General features: G+C 42.6%; 21 protein-coding genes. 4 read left to right on the top strand and 17 right to left on the bottom strand.

Annotation, left to right across the window (positions count from 1 at the left end; translation table 11 throughout):
* Window positions 1–73 precede the first annotated feature (73 nt).
* From LX64_RS12400 to LX64_RS12380, 4 genes are all read right to left on the bottom strand, one after another.
* Window positions 74–1,669, bottom strand: a complete 1,596-nt coding sequence (locus LX64_RS12400) for a glycoside hydrolase family 71/99-like protein (protein ID WP_148707294.1) — start codon at window positions 1,667–1,669, stop codon at window positions 74–76.
* Between the two features lie 328 nt (window positions 1,670–1,997).
* The gene (locus LX64_RS12390) at window positions 1,998–2,981 is read right to left on the bottom strand and encodes an aldo/keto reductase (RefSeq protein WP_111597962.1); all 984 of its coding nucleotides are present in this window, start codon (window positions 2,979–2,981) and stop codon (window positions 1,998–2,000) included.
* 2 nt (window positions 2,982–2,983) lie between these two features.
* Complete coding sequence (locus LX64_RS12385) at window positions 2,984–3,277, bottom strand: putative quinol monooxygenase (RefSeq protein ID WP_111597961.1); 294 nt, start codon at window positions 3,275–3,277, stop codon at window positions 2,984–2,986.
* Between the two features lie 11 nt (window positions 3,278–3,288).
* Entirely contained in the window at window positions 3,289–3,882 is a 594-nt protein-coding gene (locus LX64_RS12380) for an NAD(P)H-dependent oxidoreductase (RefSeq protein WP_111597960.1), read from the bottom strand.
* 101 nt (window positions 3,883–3,983) lie between these two features.
* Here LX64_RS12380 and LX64_RS12375 point away from each other — a divergent pair, with 101 nt between their 5' ends.
* Window positions 3,984–4,877, top strand: a complete 894-nt coding sequence (locus LX64_RS12375) for a LysR family transcriptional regulator (RefSeq protein ID WP_111597959.1) — start codon at window positions 3,984–3,986, stop codon at window positions 4,875–4,877.
* Here LX64_RS12375 and LX64_RS12370 read toward each other — a convergent pair whose 3' ends face one another.
* The 11 genes from LX64_RS12370 to LX64_RS12320 form a co-directional block, all read right to left on the bottom strand.
* On the bottom strand, window positions 4,878–5,591 hold the full coding sequence (locus tag LX64_RS12370; protein ID WP_111597958.1) for a pirin family protein: 714 nt from the start codon (window positions 5,589–5,591) through the stop codon (window positions 4,878–4,880).
* A 152-nt stretch (window positions 5,592–5,743) separates the two neighbouring features.
* Window positions 5,744–6,262, bottom strand: a complete 519-nt coding sequence (locus LX64_RS12365) for a hypothetical protein (RefSeq protein WP_111597957.1) — start codon at window positions 6,260–6,262, stop codon at window positions 5,744–5,746.
* A complete protein-coding gene (locus LX64_RS12360; RefSeq protein WP_111597956.1) occupies window positions 6,255–6,770 on the bottom strand; it encodes a Panacea domain-containing protein in 516 nt (171 codons plus the stop codon). The genes LX64_RS12365 and LX64_RS12360 overlap by 8 nt, the downstream gene beginning before the upstream one ends.
* A 125-nt stretch (window positions 6,771–6,895) precedes the next feature.
* Window positions 6,896–7,534, bottom strand: coding sequence for an NAD(P)-dependent oxidoreductase (locus LX64_RS12355; protein ID WP_111597955.1), 639 nt, complete (start codon window positions 7,532–7,534; stop codon window positions 6,896–6,898).
* Between the two features lie 67 nt (window positions 7,535–7,601).
* Complete coding sequence (locus LX64_RS12350) at window positions 7,602–8,411, bottom strand: helix-turn-helix transcriptional regulator (RefSeq protein ID WP_111597954.1); 810 nt, start codon at window positions 8,409–8,411, stop codon at window positions 7,602–7,604.
* Window positions 8,412–8,446: 35 nt separating this feature from the next.
* The gene (locus LX64_RS12345; protein WP_111597953.1) at window positions 8,447–9,403 is read right to left on the bottom strand and encodes a hypothetical protein; all 957 of its coding nucleotides are present in this window, start codon (window positions 9,401–9,403) and stop codon (window positions 8,447–8,449) included.
* 362 nt (window positions 9,404–9,765) lie between these two features.
* Window positions 9,766–10,806 carry a glycoside hydrolase family 130 protein gene (locus tag LX64_RS12340; protein ID WP_111597952.1) on the bottom strand — a complete coding sequence of 347 codons (1,041 nt, stop codon included), beginning with the start codon at window positions 10,804–10,806 and terminating at the stop codon, window positions 9,766–9,768.
* Between the two features lie 102 nt (window positions 10,807–10,908).
* On the bottom strand, window positions 10,909–11,301 hold the full coding sequence (locus LX64_RS12335) for a hypothetical protein (protein WP_148707293.1): 393 nt from the start codon (window positions 11,299–11,301) through the stop codon (window positions 10,909–10,911).
* A 99-nt stretch (window positions 11,302–11,400) separates the two neighbouring features.
* A complete protein-coding gene (locus LX64_RS12330) occupies window positions 11,401–12,642 on the bottom strand; it encodes an AAA family ATPase (RefSeq protein WP_111597950.1) in 1,242 nt (413 codons plus the stop codon).
* Window positions 12,643–12,729: 87 nt separating this feature from the next.
* Complete coding sequence (locus tag LX64_RS12325) at window positions 12,730–13,623, bottom strand: helix-turn-helix domain-containing protein (protein ID WP_111598156.1); 894 nt, start codon at window positions 13,621–13,623, stop codon at window positions 12,730–12,732.
* Between the two features lie 95 nt (window positions 13,624–13,718).
* Window positions 13,719–14,783 carry a serine hydrolase domain-containing protein gene (locus LX64_RS12320; RefSeq protein WP_111597949.1) on the bottom strand — a complete coding sequence of 355 codons (1,065 nt, stop codon included), beginning with the start codon at window positions 14,781–14,783 and terminating at the stop codon, window positions 13,719–13,721.
* 166 nt (window positions 14,784–14,949) lie between these two features.
* On the opposite strand from LX64_RS12320, the gene LX64_RS12315 reads away from it, so the two are divergent.
* Together LX64_RS12315 and LX64_RS12310 are read left to right on the top strand one after the other, a co-directional pair.
* A complete protein-coding gene (locus tag LX64_RS12315; protein ID WP_111597948.1) occupies window positions 14,950–16,305 on the top strand; it encodes an anaerobic C4-dicarboxylate transporter family protein in 1,356 nt (451 codons plus the stop codon).
* Window positions 16,306–16,666: 361 nt separating this feature from the next.
* On the top strand, window positions 16,667–17,047 hold the full coding sequence (locus LX64_RS12310) for a hypothetical protein (protein ID WP_111597947.1): 381 nt from the start codon (window positions 16,667–16,669) through the stop codon (window positions 17,045–17,047).
* Between the two features lie 67 nt (window positions 17,048–17,114).
* On the opposite strand, the gene LX64_RS12305 is transcribed toward LX64_RS12310, so the two are convergent.
* Complete coding sequence (locus LX64_RS12305; RefSeq protein ID WP_111597946.1) at window positions 17,115–17,573, bottom strand: hypothetical protein; 459 nt, start codon at window positions 17,571–17,573, stop codon at window positions 17,115–17,117.
* A gap of 115 nt (window positions 17,574–17,688) precedes the next feature.
* The gene (locus tag LX64_RS12300; RefSeq protein WP_111597945.1) at window positions 17,689–20,046 is read right to left on the bottom strand and encodes an ABC transporter permease; all 2,358 of its coding nucleotides are present in this window, start codon (window positions 20,044–20,046) and stop codon (window positions 17,689–17,691) included.
* Window positions 20,047–20,404: 358 nt separating this feature from the next.
* On the opposite strand from LX64_RS12300, the gene LX64_RS12295 reads away from it, so the two are divergent.
* A complete protein-coding gene (locus LX64_RS12295; RefSeq protein ID WP_148707292.1) occupies window positions 20,405–20,623 on the top strand; it encodes a hypothetical protein in 219 nt (72 codons plus the stop codon).
* Window positions 20,624–20,699: the final 76 nt, after the last annotated feature.

Genomic DNA, 20,699 nt, shown 5'->3' with positions numbered 1-20,699 from the left:
TCCTAACAAAACAAAAATGCCGATCTCCTTATCGAGATCGGCATTTAGTTGATATATCAAGTATTTATAACGTTTATTGTATGGTCCAATGACCACTTTCAAAGAAGTTCGGCACATTTGTACATTGTGCGTTACCACTTTGGTTCTCTAAGTTGATAAATGTGTTTTGCCATTCATTCCGTAAACGCTTATAACCACTGTACGTTTCTACCGCCCAATAGCTACTCCAGAATGTATTCGGTACATTCGAGCATTCTACATAGCTGTATAAATGCTCGATATTGAGGTAGTTATTGCTGGCCACATTTTTAAAACGGGTATGGCCATTCACCGTTTCTTGCACCCATTTGTACTTATCGCCCGTGTTACCTGTACTGTATTTCACCGTTCCGTTATCGTCGTACAGGTAAGTGTTCAGCCAACGATTCTTAATGTATACACCGGTAGAAGGATTACCTGGGTTGCCTGGGTTACCGCTAATGGTGTTCAAGAGCGATTCGGCGTTGCTTACTTGAAGGTTCACAAGGTAGGTAAACACTTGGTTTAATTGCGATTGTACCCCGCTGTTGCCCGCGTATTGCTTGCGGTATTGGTAGAGGCGGAAGATGACTTCTAAATCGTGTTGACCAAATGATACACCAAGTTTCTGCTGCATGGTGGTTAAGAAGCTGTATCCAAATTCTTCTGTCGGTTCAATCATTGTTCCCTCCCCGTAATCGTTCCAAGTAGCAAACTGGATAATGCCTACAGACGAATTCAAAGCTTTGTCGAGCATTGTCGAGAAAGTGCTGGTACCATTATGGGCAATTTGCCATGTAGGGCCGGCGGCGCCACCTGCGGCGTAGAATGAATTAAAGCCTGGGTACACCACGCCCATTGGCCATGCAAAGCTAGCAGCTTGTGCATAATAAGCATCTACTACGTTTGGATGTTGCTGGTAAATCCACGGGAATTCACCGCCTACATTACTGGCCCCTACTTCATTAGTAAAGCCATACAATGGCCAAATTTTCGGGCGCGGGTTAATGCCGTTCAACATCGTGTTCCATTCGCTGGGTTGATGGAAGGTAATAGGACCAAAGTTAAGTACCACGGGTGCGTTGTTCCAGCGGAGATAGTTCGATTGGTTAAAATAATTGTTCTGCATGTACACAAAGTCGCCGTTTGCATTAGATGCCATACCAGGATCCCAGTTACGGTCTTCGTGTACGATAGAGAATTGTAAGCCAACAGCGTTCAACTTGGCAATCAGCGCATTGGAATTCGCGAGGTTATCGGGGTAATCGTAACGCACGCGGGTACCTGGCCAATCGATAAATACACCATCGGCGCCTGCGTATTTCATGAGTAGTAATTGGTACTCAATAATATCGGCATCGGCACTGGCATATGGGCCTGTTTTGGGATAGTAATACGCAGCGATTTGTCGTTTCCCGTTCACGATAACATCTGGGTTTTGCGTGTTCATTTTCCAGTGATACCCCCAAGCACCACGGGAAGCCGGGGTTTCGAACCATGGCATCCAATGGATAAAGATTTTCTTGCTGGTAGTTTTGGTAACTGCCGGGGGCGGCGCGGGTAACAATTGCGTGCTTTGTACCGGCTCTTGCACATTTTTCGTGCATGCCAGTAGCACAATGGCACAAAGGAGTGTCCACAGTTTTTTCATAACGAAGATCATTTGAAGTGAAATAATTGGAATGCTGAATGCGAGAATGGCGATATGGGTTTTAAACGGGGATAAATTTACTGGAGCTGAAAGAGGCTACCTAAAAATACCAGGAAAATATAATAAAAATCGACCCCTACAATTGTGCAAATACGCCATGGAACGGAGGTATATACGTTGGGGATATTGTAAAAATATAACGAAAAAGGACCGGCCTCACACCGATCCTTTAATAAACAACGCGATATTCCTGTTGTATGTGTATTATTAAGATGAAAATAGTTTGCATTCCTGCTTACTGTGTTTCCAACACAGTAAGCAGGATATCTTAAAATGCACGCAATGCTTGCGCAATGATCTGCATCTCTTCATTCGTAATGGTAACATTCATCGCACCCGCATTTTCTACGGCTTGTTGTGCATTCCTGGCACCTGCCAACACAATGGTAATACCTGGCTGCAAGGTGGTCCAACGTAGTACAAGTTGCGAAACGCTTACTTGTTTGTTCGCTGCGATGGGTTGTAGTGTAGCAATCAACGCTTTTACTTTCTCTGCATCAAACTGACCAAAGTAGCCGTTGCGGTGATCGTTGTTGGCTAAAGTAGCGCCGTTGAAATATTTGCCGGTGAGTAGGCCACGTTCTAGCGGGCTGTAGGCAATAATGCCCATGTTATGTTGTTGTGCGTAGGGAACGATTGCTTGTTCAATACCACGGTTCAGCATACTATACGGTACTTGGTTGGAAGCCAAGGCGATTGTTTTTTCTGCTGTTTGTAGTTGTTGGAGATCGTAGTTGCACACGCCTGCGGCGCGGATTTTCCCTTGGGCAATTAAGGAAGCCATCGCTTCCATGGTTTCGTCGATCGGGGTGCTCTCGTCGGGCCAGTGCACTTGAAGTAGGTCGATATAATCGGTGCGTAAGCGGGTAAGACTTTCCTCTACTTCCTTGATAATGTTGGCTTTTGATGTGTATTTATACACGGGAATGGCTTTGCCATTTTCTTCTGCATCGAAGAAATAGGTGCCTTTACCGGCATTGCTACCGTCCCACACCAAACCGAATTTAGTGAGGATTTGTACTTTGCTCCTATCCTTTCCTACTAATGCCTTTCCTACCAATTCTTCACTTAAACCAAAGCCATAAAAAGGTGCTGTGTCGATGGTGGTAACACCTTGTTCGATAGAGGCGTGAATGGCGTTGATGGAATCGTTCTGTTCGTTACCGCCCCACATATTACCGCCAATGGCGAAGGCGCCGTAGGTAATAGTAGAGAGTGCTAAACCTGTATTGCCTAATTGTCTGTATTCCATGATTATTTTGTTACTAAATGTCCTTTGATGATTTGCACGGGCGCACCCAATAAGTTCGGTGCTTCCGCGGCAAATGCTTTGATGTGTGGTGTACTATTATGTGCTGTTAAACCTTCTTCACTCTCCCATAATTCGTGGAAGATGAAGCTACCGGGCTGCCCTACTTCTTCTTGTAGATCGTAGCGTAAGCAAGCGGCTTCTTTCTTTGATTCGGATACCATGTTCAGTAAAAAGTCTTTTAACGCGGCTTCTTTACCGGGGGCTGCTTTAATGAAAGCTGTTAAATAGATGTGCATGATGTGCGTGTTTAATTATTACGGAATGTAGCGGCTAAATGCTCGTGGTAATTCTTGATATCGCGGTTGAAATCAGCATTCTTTTCCACGTCGTGGAAGTGTATGCCTTTCAGTGGTTTCATCCCGATAAAAGCATTCATCCTATGAAAACCAAATAACACACCTTCATCTACACTTGTTTGATTGAAAAACTCGCCCGGCAAGGTAAAAGCCTCTTTCGGGGCATTCCATGAAGTGGTTACCATGTACTGTTTGCCTTGCAACATACCACCTGTACCGTAGTTAATAGCAGGATTATCGGCAGAACGACCGTCGCTGTGGTAGATACCGGCAGCATGACCAGCCGTAAATACAACGTCGATATACTGTTTTAAGCCATGTGGCACTTGGAACCACCAAATGGGGGTATGATAGATAACAACATCGGCCCATACGTACTTTTGTACTTCTTCGTCCGGGTTGTAGGTATCGTTAATATTTGTTGTTTTAACTTCGTAGCCGTTTTCTTCAAAATATGCCACGGTGGCTTCGGCTAAAGAGGCGTTAAAGTAACCGCCAGAGTGGCCGAACTTTTGGCCACCATTGATGATAAATATCTTTTTCATCGTTGTCCATTTAAATAATACAATGCAAAGGTAGCCCCGGTACTTGTATCAGTAAAACAATATAATTCATACCTTTGTATCAGAATTATAATAGCACATATATGGTAAATCTTGAATGGTACCGTACTTTTAAGGCAATTTATAAGACGGGCACGCTAACCGGCGCCGCGGAATCGCTTTTCATTTCACAGCCCGGCGTTAGTTTACATCTTAGTTCTTTGGAGAACTACGTGGGGTATAAGTTGTTCGACCGTACGGGTAGGAAGATGGTTCCGACGGAGAAAGGGAAAGTATTTTATAACGTGGTGATTGAGCCGCTTACAAAATTGGAGGAGGCGGAGAAAAACTTCCAGAAAAGCACGGAGCAACATACCCCTACGATTAGCATAGGGATGTGTTTTGAAACGTTTCAATATACCTTGGAACAATATATATCCAGTTTAGACTTTAACGTGATTATTCGTTTCGGCGAATACCCCGAGATGCTGGATAACCTCGATAAAGGCATACTCGACCTGATTATTACCCCGCAAAAAGGCACTTCGCCCAATATCGAGCATGAAGCGTTTTCTTCTGAAACAATTGTATTGGTGGGTGGGAAAGATACTGACGAGGAAGAATTTAAAAAAGTATTGAAAAAGAAGGACCCGGTAGCCTTAGAACGTTGGCTAAAATCCCAGAAATGGTATGGTACAACAGGTGATATGGAACATTTATTCCGCTTCTGGGAGCTGAACTTCCACCAGCGGCCCGATTTTCGGCCGAACTACATAGTGCCGAATCTCAATTCTATTATTCGTTGTCTTTCCAGTGGCAAAGGTTTAGCCGTTGTGCCCGATTTCCTCTGTAAACACGAAATAGAAAGCGGGAAAGTAAAACTACTTTGGGAAGGTAGTCCTAAGTTAAAGAACACGCTACACTTCGCCACCAGGAAGAAAACGATGTATCCCAAGGAAATTGCGTTGATTAAATCCTTGTTTAAAAAAGTGATGTAATTACTTCTGGTTAATGACTGTTTCGATGATAATGAACTCGCAGGTTTCTTTGCACTCGATCTTCACTTCGTTCGTTTCCCAAATACCCAAGGCATCGCGCTCGGTGAGTACGGTGCCATTTACGTTGGCACTGCCGGAGATTATGAATACAAACGCGCATTTATTAACGGCAGGGTATGTATGGGTAACAACTTCCCCTTGATCGAAATACCCGAGTTTCAACACGGCATTTTGGTTAATCCAAACATGCCCTAAGCCTTCTTCGCCCGACACAATGGTAACTAGTTTATTCTTCCTTTGTTCGCGGGGGAAGCTACGGGCTTGGTAGCGCGGTGGAATGTTTTGCAACTTCGGTTCAATCCAAATTTGGAGGAAATGTACTTCTTCTTCACCGATGTTATATTCTTCATGGCGCAAGCCGGTACCGGCACTCATAATTTGCACACCACCTTCTTCAATAACGGTGCTGTACCCCATCGAGTCTTTGTGGTTCATTTTACCGGCTAATAGCACGGAAATGATTTCCATGTTAACGTGTGGGTGTGTACCAAAACCTTTTCCCACGGCTAACAAATCATCATTAAATGCCGCCAAAGTACCGAAAGCACTTTTCATAGGGTCGGCATAATCACTAAAGCTGAAATTGAACTTGCTTTTTAACCAGCCGATATCTTTTGTACCACGCTCATGCGCGGGAAAATACTTCGTTTTCATATGCTACTATTTTGCTTACACGTTTTAAGAAACAGGCATCCTTGCCAAATGTTTAATCCGTAGCAATGTAATAAAAGTATGCTTTCCACGCGCACAAGTGTTGGTACGAGCGATGTAATTTTGCAATTGTTTGATGTATAAGTGGGTAATACTTATACTAGTTTCTCCTTCTCTTTTGCATTCATGGGATAAATTTGATGATACGGATCATACAGCATTATGTAAAAAATTCCCAAATGGCCGAGAAAGAAATGAATACGAGGTGCCTTTTTCTCACGATTATCTTTAGGTGTGTACAGGTGGAATTGACCAACCAACGGCATTTCGTTTTCCCAATTCTTCATGTTAGGAAAAACCCTTTTCAACATGCTTTCCATGATTCCCTTTGGATAATTAACATGAAAATGAAATGTACGCCCATGTAAGATTAAATCCTTAAGCGGGATTTTTGAAAGCTTCTTCACTTGACTAAAATACACCTGGTAATCTTCTTGGGTAAAGTCAGGATGATGAAAACTATATGCTGCATTATCAAAATTTAAATAGTCGTAAGCAAACAAGGGCGTTAAATTAGTATACGCATTCACTTGTTTATGTTTACCTATTTTGAATTTTATACTATCATTATCTTCATCTAACTCTCTATGAAAGGCTTGTAAATGATCATGCATCTTTCTTGTATTTTGCTAGATTACATTCATACATTCTTTCAAATGAAATCTTTCTTATACAAGAATCCAATACCCCTATCCCTTCCCTTGTTTCATTCCATGGCTTATCAACATGTGAAAGATAAATAATCATTCCATTTGTCATTGTCCCATATTCTTGCAACAATTCATTAATAAAGGCTTCTTGTTCTGTACTTATTCCAAGACCCATCATTAACTCTTTACAAGTATCTGCATAATCTTTCCCTTCTTCTAATGGAGGAATAATGTCCTTATTCCTTGTCCAATATTTTTTGTAGATATTATAAATGGAGCGATAATTGGGTCCATTCATCCATGCTTCTGGCTGTTCTTCAAATAAGGGATGTTGGTTAAAATTTACTAAATGCCACGCTTGCGTGAAATATAGAATTTTCTGTAGCTTGTGGGGGCCAATAAAAAGACCATTTGCATTCATGTAATAAATAACAAATTTGGCGTAATCTTCTATTCGAATCATTTTAATCATACGAAACAATGGTTGGTTATTTCGCCAAATATAACGAAGACATCCATTGTAGCATCATAAATAACCAATAGTTATCCACACGAAAATTGAACACCATTCAAACACAGTATAGCAAACAGTTTCAGCTAATATGAAATTCCTGGATTTTGAAAAATGTATTGTGTACTAGATAGTTGTTGCAGCATAAAATCGGCTACATCTGCACGCGATATTTTTACTTTTATTGTTTGATCGTTTGCTGGAAATCCATGTTTATATTTTCCTGTAAATGCATCGTTCGTGAGGTTGCCAGGGCGTACGATTGTCCAATCCAATTGGCTTGCTTTTACATACGATTCTTGCAAGGCATGATCTGCAAATCCTTTCTTCAAAATGAAGGGTACAATAATGTATTTAAATATAAACGGTGTGCGGTCTAATGTTTTCACACTATCACCGTAACCTAACGATGTTTGACATATCAATCTTTTCACGCCTTTCTTCTCCATCGCCTTAATAATATTATACGTGCCTTGTGAACGGATGGTACCGATTTTATTGGCAGGAGAACCGATGGCATTTAGCACAGCATCTTGTCCTTCTACGGCTTTTTCAATACTGTTCGTATCGAAAATATCGCCTTTTACAATACGTAAATGTGGATGCTTAATTTCGATTTTTGAAGGATCGCGGGCGAAGGCTGTAACGGTATGACCTTTTGCTAATGCTTGCGATACGATTTCTTTTCCTGTTGCGCCTGTTGCGCCGAAAACAACGAGTTTCATAGTGTAATATTTTATACCACAAAACTACCCTCGTACCGGCCAGGGAAATAGAACAAAACCGTCATTCTTACGAAGCCACCTTCGACAAGTTTTCCATCACTTCGGAAGTTACTTTCTGGAATTGAAAAGGAGAAAAGCCCGCGAACTCTTTAAAAGCGCGGATAAAATGAGATTGATCGGCATACTCGTACCCAAATGCCACATCCGATAATTTAGCATACCCTTGCGTACGCATTTGCTGCAAGGCCGCCTGGAAGCGAATGATACGAATAAACAACTTCGGCGTAATACCCACGCTTTGTTTGAACCGGCGTTCAAATGTGCGCTCCGATAAGAACAATTGCGCACGCAATTCCGGGATGGTAACCATACCTTGTGCTGCTACGATTGTTTTCACGGCATACGTAATGGCTTCATCGGCGTATTGTTGATGCGATGCTATTTGCTTGTATAAATATTGCGCCAAGTGTAACACCAAATCGTTGATACTGGTAAAACCACTCAACTCTGCCGACAACGTACTATGCTTACTAAGCGTATCTACATCAATGCAGGTATCGGTTAACTCGTGTGCATCGAGACCAAAAATAGTTTGTAAAGCGTTCGGATAGAAGAATACACCTACGGCGCGGAATCTTCCTTTTACGCGGAGGTCGGCATGCGTGGTAGCTTGGCCGTATAAGAATACACTGGGCAATGCTTTATCGTTTTGATAGAGCACGCCTTCGCCGGGTTGTTGAAATATTAATCCCGGGCAGCCATCTGCCAACGTACGAAACGATTTTGTAAGATCGTCGACCTCATCCGTTTCCAATGTCCAGAAACAACGGGCATAGCCTTGAAGAAAAGCGGGAACTTTTAATTGTTTACTGTGCATGGTAGAGGAGCTTTCTATCCTAAAATTACGAATTGCTATAATAATAGCGGTGCATTTTTCGCAGCATGATCAATTGCATGCGAAACGGGCACTGTTTGTTTTCTTTGTTGACGCGATGAACGGTATTGTTGTAAGAAACTAGGTATACGACGATTACCTTTCTTAGCTGTTGTTTTTACCGTAGGCAATGGTGTAGTATCAGCTACTACTTCTACATTGGGTACTACAGCCTCGATTGCACTAGCAGCCTGCTTGGGGAACACATGGGTAATACACATCGCATTTTGATGACCACCTGCTACTTTGTAAGGGCGCCCATGTAGTACTTCAATGAACACAACGCCCACCGATACAAATAGGTGCCTTTTTTCGTGCGCATCAAATTGTAAATCTAATGTAACACCTTGTGTTAAAGGTTGATGCAATGAAAACATATCGCCTTTTACGCATTGCGTGCGTACATCGTTTTCATCAAAGTTGATGGCATGTACCGCCGCTACGAATTGTACATGCGTAGCATTTTTGGGTATACGTAATTCGTGTGCCGGTGTGAAAGCTGGAAAAGATACTTGTGCTGTGCCTAATTGCCTATCCAGCATTACTTTCGGTGGCATATTGCACACCCGGTAGAAATTGGCTTGTTGGTTAAATTGGAAGCCCGCTAATTCGGTAATTTGCCCCTCTTCCACCGTGCGCTCGCCGCGTATATGGGTGGTATCTTGCTTAATAATATCTAATAGTTTCGACGACATTCTCCGGTACATGGTTGTATCGGGTACTAAGTCGATAATTTGTTTGAAACCCAAGCGAATACCTGCTGCCGTAGAAGCAGCCCTACCGAATTCTTTCCTGTGCGAGCGAATTTTTTCGTAACTCTCGCTATTCCAATTGGTGGCTTTGCGCTGGCGGGCTGAAGTAATAAAGCCATTAGCGGTGGGGTATACCGATAGCTTTTCTAAGTGTTGGGGGTTGAGGTAAATAATCTTACTCATACATGCTTTTTTTTAGGTTAATAAAACAGTGAATACTGGTTTATACCTGTCAAATCCCGGGCCTAAGCATGTATTTTCTGCCACGCAGAAAGCATATTTGTTCTTCCCATATATAGCGCATTCATCTCATCGAGCGGTACGCAATAAGGGTAATTAATACAACAATGCCATTAAGCCATGACAAGCTAACTGCCAAGAGAAGGTAAAGAAATAACAAAGGAAATGTAAGGGGAAAATGCGATCAATTACAGTGTAAATACAGCGCAATTACATGGGATTTACATGGAAAAACCGGCCCATTTACATGGCAGCTACATGAAAACTACTTTTCAACCACTATCAAATTACGGAAAACACCCGGGTTACAATCCTGCCTTTAATTGGTGTAACAGTTCCGACACACTACCCTTCGCCATACATACCACATCATCCGCCGCACCATAATACATCGTTATCTCATCGTCCTTCACAATATGGCCATTTGTAAATATAACATGGCCGAAGAAACCGGTTAGTTCATAAGGGGCAGTAGGTTGCATGATTGGTGCTACCGAACGGGCGATTACTTTGGTTGGATCGAGTAAGTCTAATAGTATGGTACCCAGGCAATATTGGTGTTGATCATTTGCGCCGTGGTAGATAACGAGCCAACCTTCACTTGTTTTGATGGGGGCGCATCCGGCGCCTAAACGTATGCTATCCCATAACTGCGGGCGTGTACGAGCAATGCATATATGCTTACCCCAATGAATTCCATCGGGCGATTCGGCTAACCAAATGTAGTTACCGCCTAATGCTACACTGCTCGGGCGATGAAGACAGTAGTATTTTCCATTCACCAGTTCTTCGAAGATGGCGCAATCTTTATTATGTGGAGGAATAATAATGCCTTCTTTCGTAAAGGTTTTCCAATCTTTCGTGGTGCGTAAGCCCACGCCTACACCATTCGGGGAAACGGCAGTATATGTAAGATAATACGTGTTACCTAACTTGCTAACGCGGCAGTCTTCAATCCCAAAAGTTTCGTAAGGGCCTTCTCCGTATAAGGGTGGGTACCCTTCCGGCTCAGTGAAAGTTACGCCATCGGTACTACACACAAGGCGTAAATGCGAGAGCGTAGTAAGGTAATCGTCGCCATTGTAGTTGATCACACGGGGATCGGTAGCAACCAGCGAAGGGCTATCATGTAGAATGTTCATGATATCGATTTTATTATCGACGAGAATGGGAAATGAAATTCTCCCGGCCAGTTGTTGCGGCCGTTCTGCCACGCGTAAAATGAGCCATATTTTACCATCGAATTCAAAAGCACCGGGGTTTAGCAAGCAAGCTATTTCCAAACCGGGGTGACTAGGTTTAATACTGGCGGGTGTGAGAATGGGATTTCCTGTATACCGCTGCATAGCAACAATTTTAGATGTTGAGTAGGTAACAGGAATAATTAGGGGAGTAATATTTCAACTGCTAGGTTCACTACAATAATTTGACCAAAACATTGAATGGTATTATTTAACAACAATAATTTCAGCCTGGATATCCATTCTAAAGCCCGTTTTTTGAAAAAAGGCTTTGTTTTCTGCATTATCAATAACAGCAAACCCGGCACGCCTTTTATTGCAGGCGAATACCTTTTTATGCTTAAATGTATCGATGTTATGATTTGCTTTTAAGAAATCAATGGTGGATTCCAGCTGCTCTATGGCGCCAGTTTGCCAATGGGAGGATGCATCTTTTAGTTCCACTAAAAACAGCGATGCTGTTGTTGTAAGCATGCCATCACAGCGCCCCCTTCCTACATGCTCATTATCTTTGATTACACATTTATCAATAGCCGTAAAAGTAATGGGTAACGCACCGTCGTTTTTAACAGTAGCTATCCATTTCGATTTATCGGTCATATCGGTATATGCTATTGTGCTGTTTTGATCGTCACACAATCCAAATTCTACGTGTGTTAATGTTGGTTCTTGACAAGCTACATCAAAAAAATTCATTCCTTACAGTTCTTCTTCAATGGACAATAGGGTATCAAACAAGTTGTTGCCTTCACGGAGCATATTATTTAGGTAGTTTTTATCGGAAGGGATACCACCAGGCGCTGCCAACTTTTTCACACATCCATTTGCTTCATTGAGTTCATATACAACTACATCGCTGGCGGCAGTTAATGCAGATGTAGGTATGATGTCAAATAATTTCGGCAATAAAGTATCTTCCTTTTTTGCCTCCACTATTTTATGAAATAGCTCTTCAGCTTGAATAGATATGTTTAGATAATTAATAACATAAGGGCTATGCGAAGTAACGATCAACTTATTATTAGCATTCATATTGTTATACCCGAGCAAACTTTTTAGCATTTGCCATTGAGAAGCTGGAAACAAATTTTGTTCTGGTTCTTCAATAATATTGATGAAGGCTGTTTTGTTAAACCTTGCAGAGAGTGCTGAAACGGCGATACGCTTCTGTTCATCTGTAAGTGTATTATTATTCCATATTTGCTCAAAACCTTTTTTAAATTGTTGCCGTTCCTCATCATTCATTTTCTCACTGTTTTCACTTTTCTCTTTAACAGAGCGAGCAAGATAATCAGACACTACATACAATGGCACTAATGATTGGAAGCCACTGGAAGCTTCATTCAACCTTATTCTATAATCACTTCCCTTTAGACTAAGTATATCAAGCTGATGATCGTATACAACCGACACATTATTGATGGGTAAATGTAAAGGCTCCTTCATATCAGCCTTTGCATTTTCAAATTCAGTTAAGAATTCTTGCAAAGAATCTGACGACAACCTAAGTTCTTTGGGTGTTTTAACGTAAGCAATAAAGTTTCGCTCTGCTGGAACATACATGATTTGCGGGAGCGAATAGTTCGTATTATCATTCAACAAAAGAGCCGACAGGTAATACTTTTCATACCTGATGGAATATGCTGCACCTTCGTATTCAATCACAGTTTCCTCACTTAGGTAACTTTCAATATTATGATACTTTAAAAAGAAATCCTGCAACCTATTTTTCTTTCCTAACCATTTAGCATCCACATCTCCTATATCGCGCATTAAAGCTTTCTCCATCCACATGAAACTGGAAATGAGTTTAGCTAGCGTGCTTTTCCCGCTGCCTTGGTTACCTATGAACACGGTTACTTTTTTGATGTCTATCCAGCCACCATTTTCAGCATTCTCTTGTTTTATAGGACCAAAGTTTATAACTCTTATTCTGCTCATTGGGTAATTTCTATGCTATGAAAATTAGATACTAATCATCTAAATTAAAAATATTAATTGTTATTAGTCATTTACACATAGAATCTTTTACGCCATGCGGAAAGCCGATGGTGTGATGGCGACTTGTTTTTTGAAGAAATTATTAAAATGGGAAGGATCTTCGAAGCCTAATGTATATCCAATTTCGCTCACGTTCCAATTTGTATGTTTTAATAAAGCTTTTGCTTCGCTTGTAAGGCGTTCGGCAATATGCTGTGTAGTGGTTTTACCTGTTACTGTTTTTATGGCTTTATTGAGGTGATTTACGTGCACGGCTAATTGATTGGCAAAGTCTTTCGGCGAGCGCATGGAAAACTGTTGTTGTTGGTTTTCGATGGGGAACTGGCGTTCTAGTAATTCTTTAAATACGTTGGTGATACGCAGGTTCGCATCTTGGTTTTGGACCAAGGTGGTGGAAGGTTCCATTTTGAGGGCGTTATGGATTAACTCCATCACGTAATTGCGTAATAAGTCGGACTTATAGGCGTAATCGGAGTTGACTTCATGTACCATCTTCTCGAAAATATGCGCTACTTGTGCTTCTTGTGCTTCATTCAACACGTAAGAAGGCTTTCCACCCAACGCGAACATAGGCAGCTCGGATAAGCCACCCCGCATTTTTTCGGTGAAGAACTCGTCTTTAAAGATGCAGAAATAACCGGTATTGTCGCCACCAATGTGATCGAAAGTATACGGTACTTGGGGGTTGAAGAAGATGAGCGTGGGGCCGTTCACTTCCATGGTTTTATCGGCATAATGGTAGCGGTTATGCCCGCGGAGAAGCGAGATTTTATAGTAATCGCGGCGAGAGTACTGCACAGGTCGTTTGCCGGGACCAGTGCAGCTCTCCATATTAAAAACATTAAAGTGCGCACTTTGTCTTGCCAAGGCGGGCATGTCTTGGTTGAACTTTTGCCTGTAGAAATCTTCCAATGTTTCCATGTGTGTGCTATTTTGATGTTCAAAATTACCATCACACCCGCTTCCTACGTTTGCAGCATTCAAACCGATCATTGCAAAATTCAATCAATGAGAGGCTAGAAAGTCATGCCGCGAACAATCGACCGGATTTTCAGCGATGTATATACGGTAGCTTGGTGACCATTTGCTACAAAGGTAAAGAGGAATCCTGTAACGCGCTTACTTCTGTTTATCCAGGGGTGTGATCCAAAGGCGCCGGGGCTGCTATTTTCAATCAATAGGCCGTCGCTCCCTTGTATATCTCGCCAGTTGCCTACGCCGTAGATCCCGGTGGTACCAATAAGGGCAATTGGATACGGGGTATAATAGATGGAGGCGTTGGCGGTTTGGGATAGTTCCATTTGCGTAACGGCGGCTTCGCTGAGTACGCGGTTACCTGTGGTGGATACACCTTTGTTCATCAACATCAGCAGGAATAATGTATAATCATGCGGTGTACTCCTGGCACCTCCGGCAATAATGGGGTTCTGGGTTTGTCCAAAATCGGTGTTAGCCATGCCGCAAGGGGTGTATATCTTCTCTTTTATAAAGGTATTCCAGTCTTTCCCACTTACTACTTCACAAATGCGACCGGCCACGTGCATACCTACCCCGCCATAATCGAAGCGGGTACCGGGTACGGCGGCCAGGGGAACGTTTTTAGCGATTAAATCTACAGCACTGGAGAGGGTGAGTAATTGATTATCCTCGTAGCCTTGTTCTGAATTACCGGGGAAGCCACTGGTATGCGAGAAAAGCTGGCCGATGGTGATGTGCCCTTTTTTATTCGCTGTGAAAATAGGAAGGAACTTACCCACGGTATCGGTGAGTTTTAGTTTCCCTTCATCGACTAAAGTCATCAATGCTGCGCCCGACAACCACTTTGTACAAGAAGCAATTAACTGCTTGGTATCGGCTGTATAGCCACCCATGCCCCGCTCGTAGGCAACCTTGTTATTGACGGTAATAATAGCATACACCTTACCCCCGAACTTGGAGGGTACAGAATCGTTGAGCACCTTATCGACGGCACTAAAATCGTACTGGTGGGTTTTTCCGGGAAGTGGTTCAGACTTACGGCACGAAAAAAGTGCCATCGTAGCGGCCATACAAATGGGGAATAGTTTAGGAATAGTATACATGCTTAATTGGATTATGGTTTAGACAAAAAGCATATATGAACGTTTAATGCGGTAGCAAAAAAACCTGTTTCCAAAAATGAACGAACAATAGCCCCACCCTTTTGTTTGGTTAAAGTGAAGCTGGTTAAGGCTTTCAACATTCACCTATAAAACAATACACGCTTGTATGATTTGGATTGAATTTGCCATTCTATTGGTTGCTATTTTAATCGGTTCGCGGATCAAAGGGGTTGGATTAGGCGTTATGGGGATGATTGGGATGATGATTTTCACACTAGGGTTCCACATGCAACCGGCCGATCCACCGGTTGAAGTATTGCTCATAATTCTTTGCGTGGTAAGTACAGCCGCCGGGCTGCAAGCTGCAGGGGGTATGGATTACTTAGTAACCGTGGCAGAAAAGATTCTCCGCCGCAAGCCTTCGCAAATTATCTTTTTAGGCCCGTTGGCTACGTATAGCTTTACCTTGTTTGCCGGTACTTCACATATTAATTACAGCATATTACCCATTATTGCCGAGGTGGCTACGAAAAGTCGTATTAGACCGGAGCGACCGTTGAGTATTTCGGTGATTGCTTCTCACTTGGCATTAACGGCCAGCCCGGTTTCGGCGGCTACTGCTACCATGGTATTGCTGATGCGCGATTATGCAGGATTGGAATTAATTGATGTGTTGAAAATATGTATACCCGCCACTTTGGTAGGTATATTCGCCGGGATGTTAAGTGTATTGAAGATGGGGAAAGATTTGGATAAAGACCCGGTATTTCTCGAGAAAATGAAAGACCCGGCTTTTGCAGCGCAACTTGATGCTGATACATCGGGGGTAAAAAAGGAATTGAAACCGGGTGCAAAATTGGCGGTATTGCTATTTGGGTTAGGTGTGCTAACCATTATACTCATAGGTTCCTTCCCTAACCTATTGCCCAACTTCGCGGATGTGGATGGTTTTCAACCGAATTTAGTAGTGGGTGGTGATGGTAGAATACGGATGGCGGCGATGATTCAAATGGTGATGTTGAGTGTTTTGGCTTGCATTATCATCTTTTGTAAAACCTCGGCCATGGAAGTGGCGAAAGCATCGTTGTTTAGTGCAGGTGCGCAGGCAGCCATTTCGGTGCTAGGGGTGGTATGGATGAGTGCTACATTTATGAATACAAACGAAGCCGTTATAGAACGTAGTATGAGCGTAATTGTGCAAGATCATCCATGGATGTTTGCCTTTGCCTTGTTTTTCTTGTGTACCTTGTTATTTAGCCAAGCGGCTACTACTCGGGCATTGATGCCATTGGGGATTAGCTTGGGGATTGCGGCGCCGCATTTAGTGGCCATGTTTCCTGCGGCCAATGGCGATTTTGTGTTACCCGGCTACCCTACTTTGTTGGCGGCGATAGAGTTTGACAGAACAGGCTCTACGCGGGTGGGTAAGTATTTAATTAACCATAGTTTTATGCTGCCCGGGTTGGTATCGGTTAGTGTGGCGGTTGCCACAGGCTTTTTATTAGCAGCTATTCTGCTATAGCATCCTTGTTACGATAATTATTGACACATCAATAATTCTTTCTAAAAAAACGTCTTACTGCGCTAGAATAGCCGGTAAGACGTTTTAACTTTAATGCCAGTATAATGAGCAATCTATTTTTGGTATAGCACGAGGTCCTAATTTGTTGAGCCCAGTAACCCTGTATAATACGTTATGTTGCAAAGTAACCCGCTCCTCTCCTCGTAGTGACGTGATTGATTTTCAGCAAGTATATGATGGAATTGAAGTAACCCAAAAGTATCGTTATGCCTATCACCGTTGGCGATCGTAAGGGCAATCCGAAAACCTTTAAAAAAGAGTAGGAACAATTTCTATTTACACACCATCCAAAAACTGCGTCATGAAAAAGTTTGTCTTTGGCATCTTAGCAATCATTATTGCATTTTCTGCTGCTGCATTTACGAAAGTAGCTGCGCCACCTGAGTGCGAACAACCACTCATCTGGATTCAATTTAAACCTAATACTGGTCAAAAGTGGAGATGTGATCCATCGGTTTCTCAGTACATCTATCAACAATTGTCTGTTCCTCCAACCAGTACGGTGGTGGCATTAAACTGTCAGCCTATACCTTATAGCCAATTGGGTATTGTATGTGCAGAGCCTACACCATACAACTGCTTGGTGGGTTACCGTATTACTGATATGATTGGTACTTGTCCTAACTGGAGGCCTCGTCCTACCGCGGTACCGGTTTGTTGTATTTACAGGGTTACCCCGTAAGATATTCTTCGTGTTATAGTTTGTTTGGAATTTTACGTCCCCGGTGTACGCCGGGGATGTTTCTTATTTACCCGTCGATCACGATTTCAGCTGGTTCGTCATCTTTGAATAGCACCGTTACATCGTGTCCACCGGCGTGGTAGGTATGGAATGTAAGGTCCCATTCCATCGGGCGAACCGATGTACGGGGAATATGCGCGTAAATGATTTGAAACTCGTCGTTAAAGTTGCCGATTTTGAAACCTGGTTTCCATTCATCGAATTCCTTTTCGATTTTATCGAATGCTTTCTCGATGGAGCCGGGAAAATCTTGTTGGATGCGTTGGTAGAAAGCACGTTGTTCAGCCGTTGGCAGGTCGCCTTCAGCGTCGATCATGCATTTGATTAATTGCTGCGTGGGTTCGAATAAGATCTTGCCTTCGAAGTAATTATTTTCTGCCTGTTTGAAGGTCATAACGCGCAAAGTACCGAAAAACGGGTCGTCTACTAACGGTTGTTGTTGCTTGAATAAATTAAAAAATCCCATGCCGCCTTAATTTTCTGTTTACAAACTTACATCAAATTCCTCGCCATGCCCAACAAAAAATCCCATGGCAGCTAAGCACCATGGGATCGAGATACTATTCACTTTTTTAATATACTTAGATTTTCAGCGATTTGGTAGGGTTAATACGGGCGGCTTTCCAGGATTGGAAGCCTACCGTTAACCAGGTAATGATAATGGCCAATACACCGGCGATTAGGAAATAGATAGGTGACAAACTGATTTGGTAAGCAAACTCGTTTAACCAGTTCTTCACGAACCAATAACTGAGTGGAAGGGCAATACAAACGGCGATGAGCACCAGCTTTGTAAACTCGGACGATAATAACAAGATAATACTGCTGCTATTAGCGCCAAGGATTTTACGAATACCAATTTCCTTCATTCTTCTTTCGGCGGTAAAGGCGCTAAGGCCGAATAGGCCGAGGCAACTGATAAATACAGCCAAGGCTGCGAAGTAGCGTGATAGCATACCTACTTGCGTTTCGCTGGTATATTGCGCGGCGAAATCGCTATCTAAGAAGCGGTAATCGAAAGAGAAGCCGGGATTATAGGTTTTATAGAACTGTTCGAGGCGGGCGATCGTAGCTTTTTCTTGGCCGGCTTGGATTTTGAATAATACAATACCGGGGCGTTGATCGTCGTACCTAAAAATCCAGGGTTGCACATCTTGGTGCAAGGTTTCGTAGTTGAAGTTTTTCACCACGCCGATGACCGTTTTTTCTTCACCCCAGAAAGTAATTTTTGTACCTAATGGCTGTTGCAAGCGCATTGCTTTCACGGCTGTTTCATTTAGTACTACGCCGGTTGTATCGGTAGCGAATGCACGGGAGAAAGTGCGGCCTTCAATGATCTTCATTTCCAACGCTTCGGTAACATCGTAGGTAACGCCTTGCTGTGCGAACTTAATGGTTTCATCGGCGCCTTTACCGGGCCAGCTGATACCGATAGTGGAACCATATTGCCCGATTAAGCTACCGGAAGAGCCCCCGGCGTAAGTGATGCCCGGGATGCGTCGTACTTGTTCCAAGAAAGGATTGATATCTTTCTTTACGCGGCCTTCGGCCTTCACATACAGTACATTATCGCGGTTATAGCCGAGGTGTTTATGTTGAATGAATTCTATTTGCTTATATACCACCATCACCGCTACAATCAAAATCACCGACAACGTAAATTGGAACACCACCAACCCTTTCCTTGCCCACATTTCGCCGAAGCCGCTGATAAACTTACCCTTCAATACAATAACTGGATTGAAATTAGAAAGATATAAAGCAGGGTAACTACCGGCTAGTAGGCCCGTGATACAGGTAATGCCCAATAAAACACCGACCAATTGCCAAGAGAACGCAAAAGTCAATGATTTACCCGTGATGTTATTGAAAGTGGGTAAGCAGCAATAAACGATTACTAATGCAAACAGCAACGATAAGAATGCCATGAACATTGATTCGCCCAGGTATTGAAACACCAAAGATTGTTTGCTGGCCCCTACTGCCTTTTTCACCCCAATTTCTTTCATCCTGCGGGATGCTTTAGCCGTGGTGAGGTTCATGAAATTGATACAAGCAATTACCACGATAAAAATGGCGATAATGCTGAACAAACGTACATATTCAATTCTTCCACCTACTACTACACCGTTTTCATAATGGTCGTAGAGGTAGCGTTCGGCATAGGGCACGAGTCGTAATGTAACCAAAGAAGAAGGCAACTTGGTTTTGATATAGTCTTTTATTTTCACCTGGAAAGCGGCAGGATCTACACCTTTTTCTAATTCTAGGTAAGTACGGCCGTTGTGGTTATCCCAGTTAATATAGGAGCTTGGTAAGGAATAATATACTTCGGTGGGAATAATGAATTCGTAATGATCGGTAGCATTGCTGGGCATATCTTCAAAAACACCGGCTACTATAAATGGCCTTTCATGTTCCCAGCTTAAAGTTTTACCGATTGCTGCTGCGGGATCTTTGAAGAAGCGTTTCGCGATGCTTTCGCTGATCACCATTTTATTGATATCGCTCAGCGCCGTAGTAGGATCGCCATAGAGCATTTTGTAGGGGAATACGCGGAAGAAGTGCTTGTCGGCATACCCCATTTCACCTTTAATCGATTCATTTTCATAACCGAAAGTGTACGGTGGTAGTACTTGCGGGGGAATTACCGTGGTATAAGCTGCAATCCCGGGTACATCTTTCACGATAGATTCGCCTAGTAAAGCGGGCGTATTTTCCGTGGTGGTGATGTTATTGGATTGTTGATGGATGCCCCTTAGTGCGTACAATTGCGATTGGTTGCTGAAATACTTATCAACGTGTAGTTCATCATTCACCCACATAAAAATCAAAATCGCGCAGGCTAAGCCGGCGGACAAGCCTAACAGGTTGATAATAAAGGTGCTTTTAAAACGCAAGATATTGCGGTATAAAATCCTAAGTTGATGTAACCACATAGTTTGATAGATTTCGTTCTGGGAGTATGCCAACAAGGGATGTGCCGATAATACAACTCGCCATAGTAGCGGGTTTAATACAAGATAAAAATAGATAAATGTTCGTTGCCGAACAAGAAATGTCCGGAATCGGACAGTAGGTATTGTTTTAAAAGGAATTAACAATACTTTATAAATTTTCTACGTGTACTCGTTTCCGTTAGTGGCAATAATAGTAGTAGATTTGAGTAATTCCTTCTTACAATGCGGCTCCTATTTTTGTTTTGCGGGTTAACCTGCATGATGCTGTTTGGTTGTACGCTACAACCCAAGCGGCCTTTTACTTATGTGAGACGAAGTGGGTGCACAAGCCGTATTAATGTTAGCGAGGTGCGAAGAAGATAGTTTTGCTTATTGGGATGTGATGAAAAACTTCAAAAACGACATTTACTACAAAGGGAATACAGTGAACGATAGGCAAGCCGATGCCAAGCACCCCTACTTACCCTTGCTGAAAAACGGGTATAGTAAAACGAACAGCTTTGACAGTGCTTATACACATTGCCCGATGGTGTACAACTTCATCGACGGGAAATAAAAAGAAAATTTAACATTTTATAAAAACATACCATATAAATAAGCCGCATCTTTGGTTTCGCGAAATGCGGCTTATT

This window comes from Chitinophaga skermanii (assembly GCF_003259335.1).
GTDB classification, from domain to species: Bacteria; Bacteroidota; Bacteroidia; order Chitinophagales; family Chitinophagaceae; genus Chitinophaga; species Chitinophaga skermanii.
The sequence above is the reverse complement of the archived record's forward strand: the minus strand, read 5'-3'. Positions and strand labels throughout refer to the sequence as shown.

What these genes read in the sequence shown, in the direction of transcription:
- LX64_RS12400 (WP_148707294.1), bottom strand. Translation starts at nt 1,669, where the DNA reads ATGAAAAAACTGTGGACACTCCTTTGTGCCATTGTGCTACTGGCATGC.
- LX64_RS12390 (WP_111597962.1), bottom strand. Translation starts at nt 2,981, where the DNA reads ATGGAATACAGACAATTAGGCAATACAGGTTTAGCACTCTCTACTATT.
- LX64_RS12385 (WP_111597961.1), bottom strand. Translation starts at nt 3,277, where the DNA reads ATGCACATCTATTTAACAGCTTTCATTAAAGCAGCCCCCGGTAAAGAA.
- LX64_RS12380 (WP_111597960.1), bottom strand. Translation starts at nt 3,882, where the DNA reads ATGAAAAAGATATTTATCATCAATGGTGGCCAAAAGTTCGGCCACTCT.
- LX64_RS12375 (WP_111597959.1), top strand. Translation starts at nt 3,984, where the DNA reads ATGGTAAATCTTGAATGGTACCGTACTTTTAAGGCAATTTATAAGACG.
- LX64_RS12370 (WP_111597958.1), bottom strand. Translation starts at nt 5,591, where the DNA reads ATGAAAACGAAGTATTTTCCCGCGCATGAGCGTGGTACAAAAGATATC.
- LX64_RS12365 (WP_111597957.1), bottom strand. Translation starts at nt 6,262, where the DNA reads ATGCATGATCATTTACAAGCCTTTCATAGAGAGTTAGATGAAGATAAT.
- LX64_RS12360 (WP_111597956.1), bottom strand. Translation starts at nt 6,770, where the DNA reads ATGATTAAAATGATTCGAATAGAAGATTACGCCAAATTTGTTATTTAT.
- LX64_RS12355 (WP_111597955.1), bottom strand. Translation starts at nt 7,534, where the DNA reads ATGAAACTCGTTGTTTTCGGCGCAACAGGCGCAACAGGAAAAGAAATC.
- LX64_RS12350 (WP_111597954.1), bottom strand. Translation starts at nt 8,411, where the DNA reads ATGCACAGTAAACAATTAAAAGTTCCCGCTTTTCTTCAAGGCTATGCC.
- LX64_RS12345 (WP_111597953.1), bottom strand. Translation starts at nt 9,403, where the DNA reads ATGAGTAAGATTATTTACCTCAACCCCCAACACTTAGAAAAGCTATCG.
- LX64_RS12340 (WP_111597952.1), bottom strand. Translation starts at nt 10,806, where the DNA reads ATGCAGCGGTATACAGGAAATCCCATTCTCACACCCGCCAGTATTAAA.
- LX64_RS12335 (WP_148707293.1), bottom strand. Translation starts at nt 11,301, where the DNA reads ATGACCGATAAATCGAAATGGATAGCTACTGTTAAAAACGACGGTGCG.
- LX64_RS12330 (WP_111597950.1), bottom strand. Translation starts at nt 12,642, where the DNA reads ATGAGCAGAATAAGAGTTATAAACTTTGGTCCTATAAAACAAGAGAAT.
- LX64_RS12325 (WP_111598156.1), bottom strand. Translation starts at nt 13,623, where the DNA reads ATGGAAACATTGGAAGATTTCTACAGGCAAAAGTTCAACCAAGACATG.
- LX64_RS12320 (WP_111597949.1), bottom strand. Translation starts at nt 14,783, where the DNA reads ATGTATACTATTCCTAAACTATTCCCCATTTGTATGGCCGCTACGATG.
- LX64_RS12315 (WP_111597948.1), top strand. Translation starts at nt 14,950, where the DNA reads ATGATTTGGATTGAATTTGCCATTCTATTGGTTGCTATTTTAATCGGT.
- LX64_RS12310 (WP_111597947.1), top strand. Translation starts at nt 16,667, where the DNA reads ATGAAAAAGTTTGTCTTTGGCATCTTAGCAATCATTATTGCATTTTCT.
- LX64_RS12305 (WP_111597946.1), bottom strand. Translation starts at nt 17,573, where the DNA reads ATGGGATTTTTTAATTTATTCAAGCAACAACAACCGTTAGTAGACGAC.
- LX64_RS12300 (WP_111597945.1), bottom strand. Translation starts at nt 20,046, where the DNA reads ATGTGGTTACATCAACTTAGGATTTTATACCGCAATATCTTGCGTTTT.
- LX64_RS12295 (WP_148707292.1), top strand. Translation starts at nt 20,405, where the DNA reads ATGTTAGCGAGGTGCGAAGAAGATAGTTTTGCTTATTGGGATGTGATG.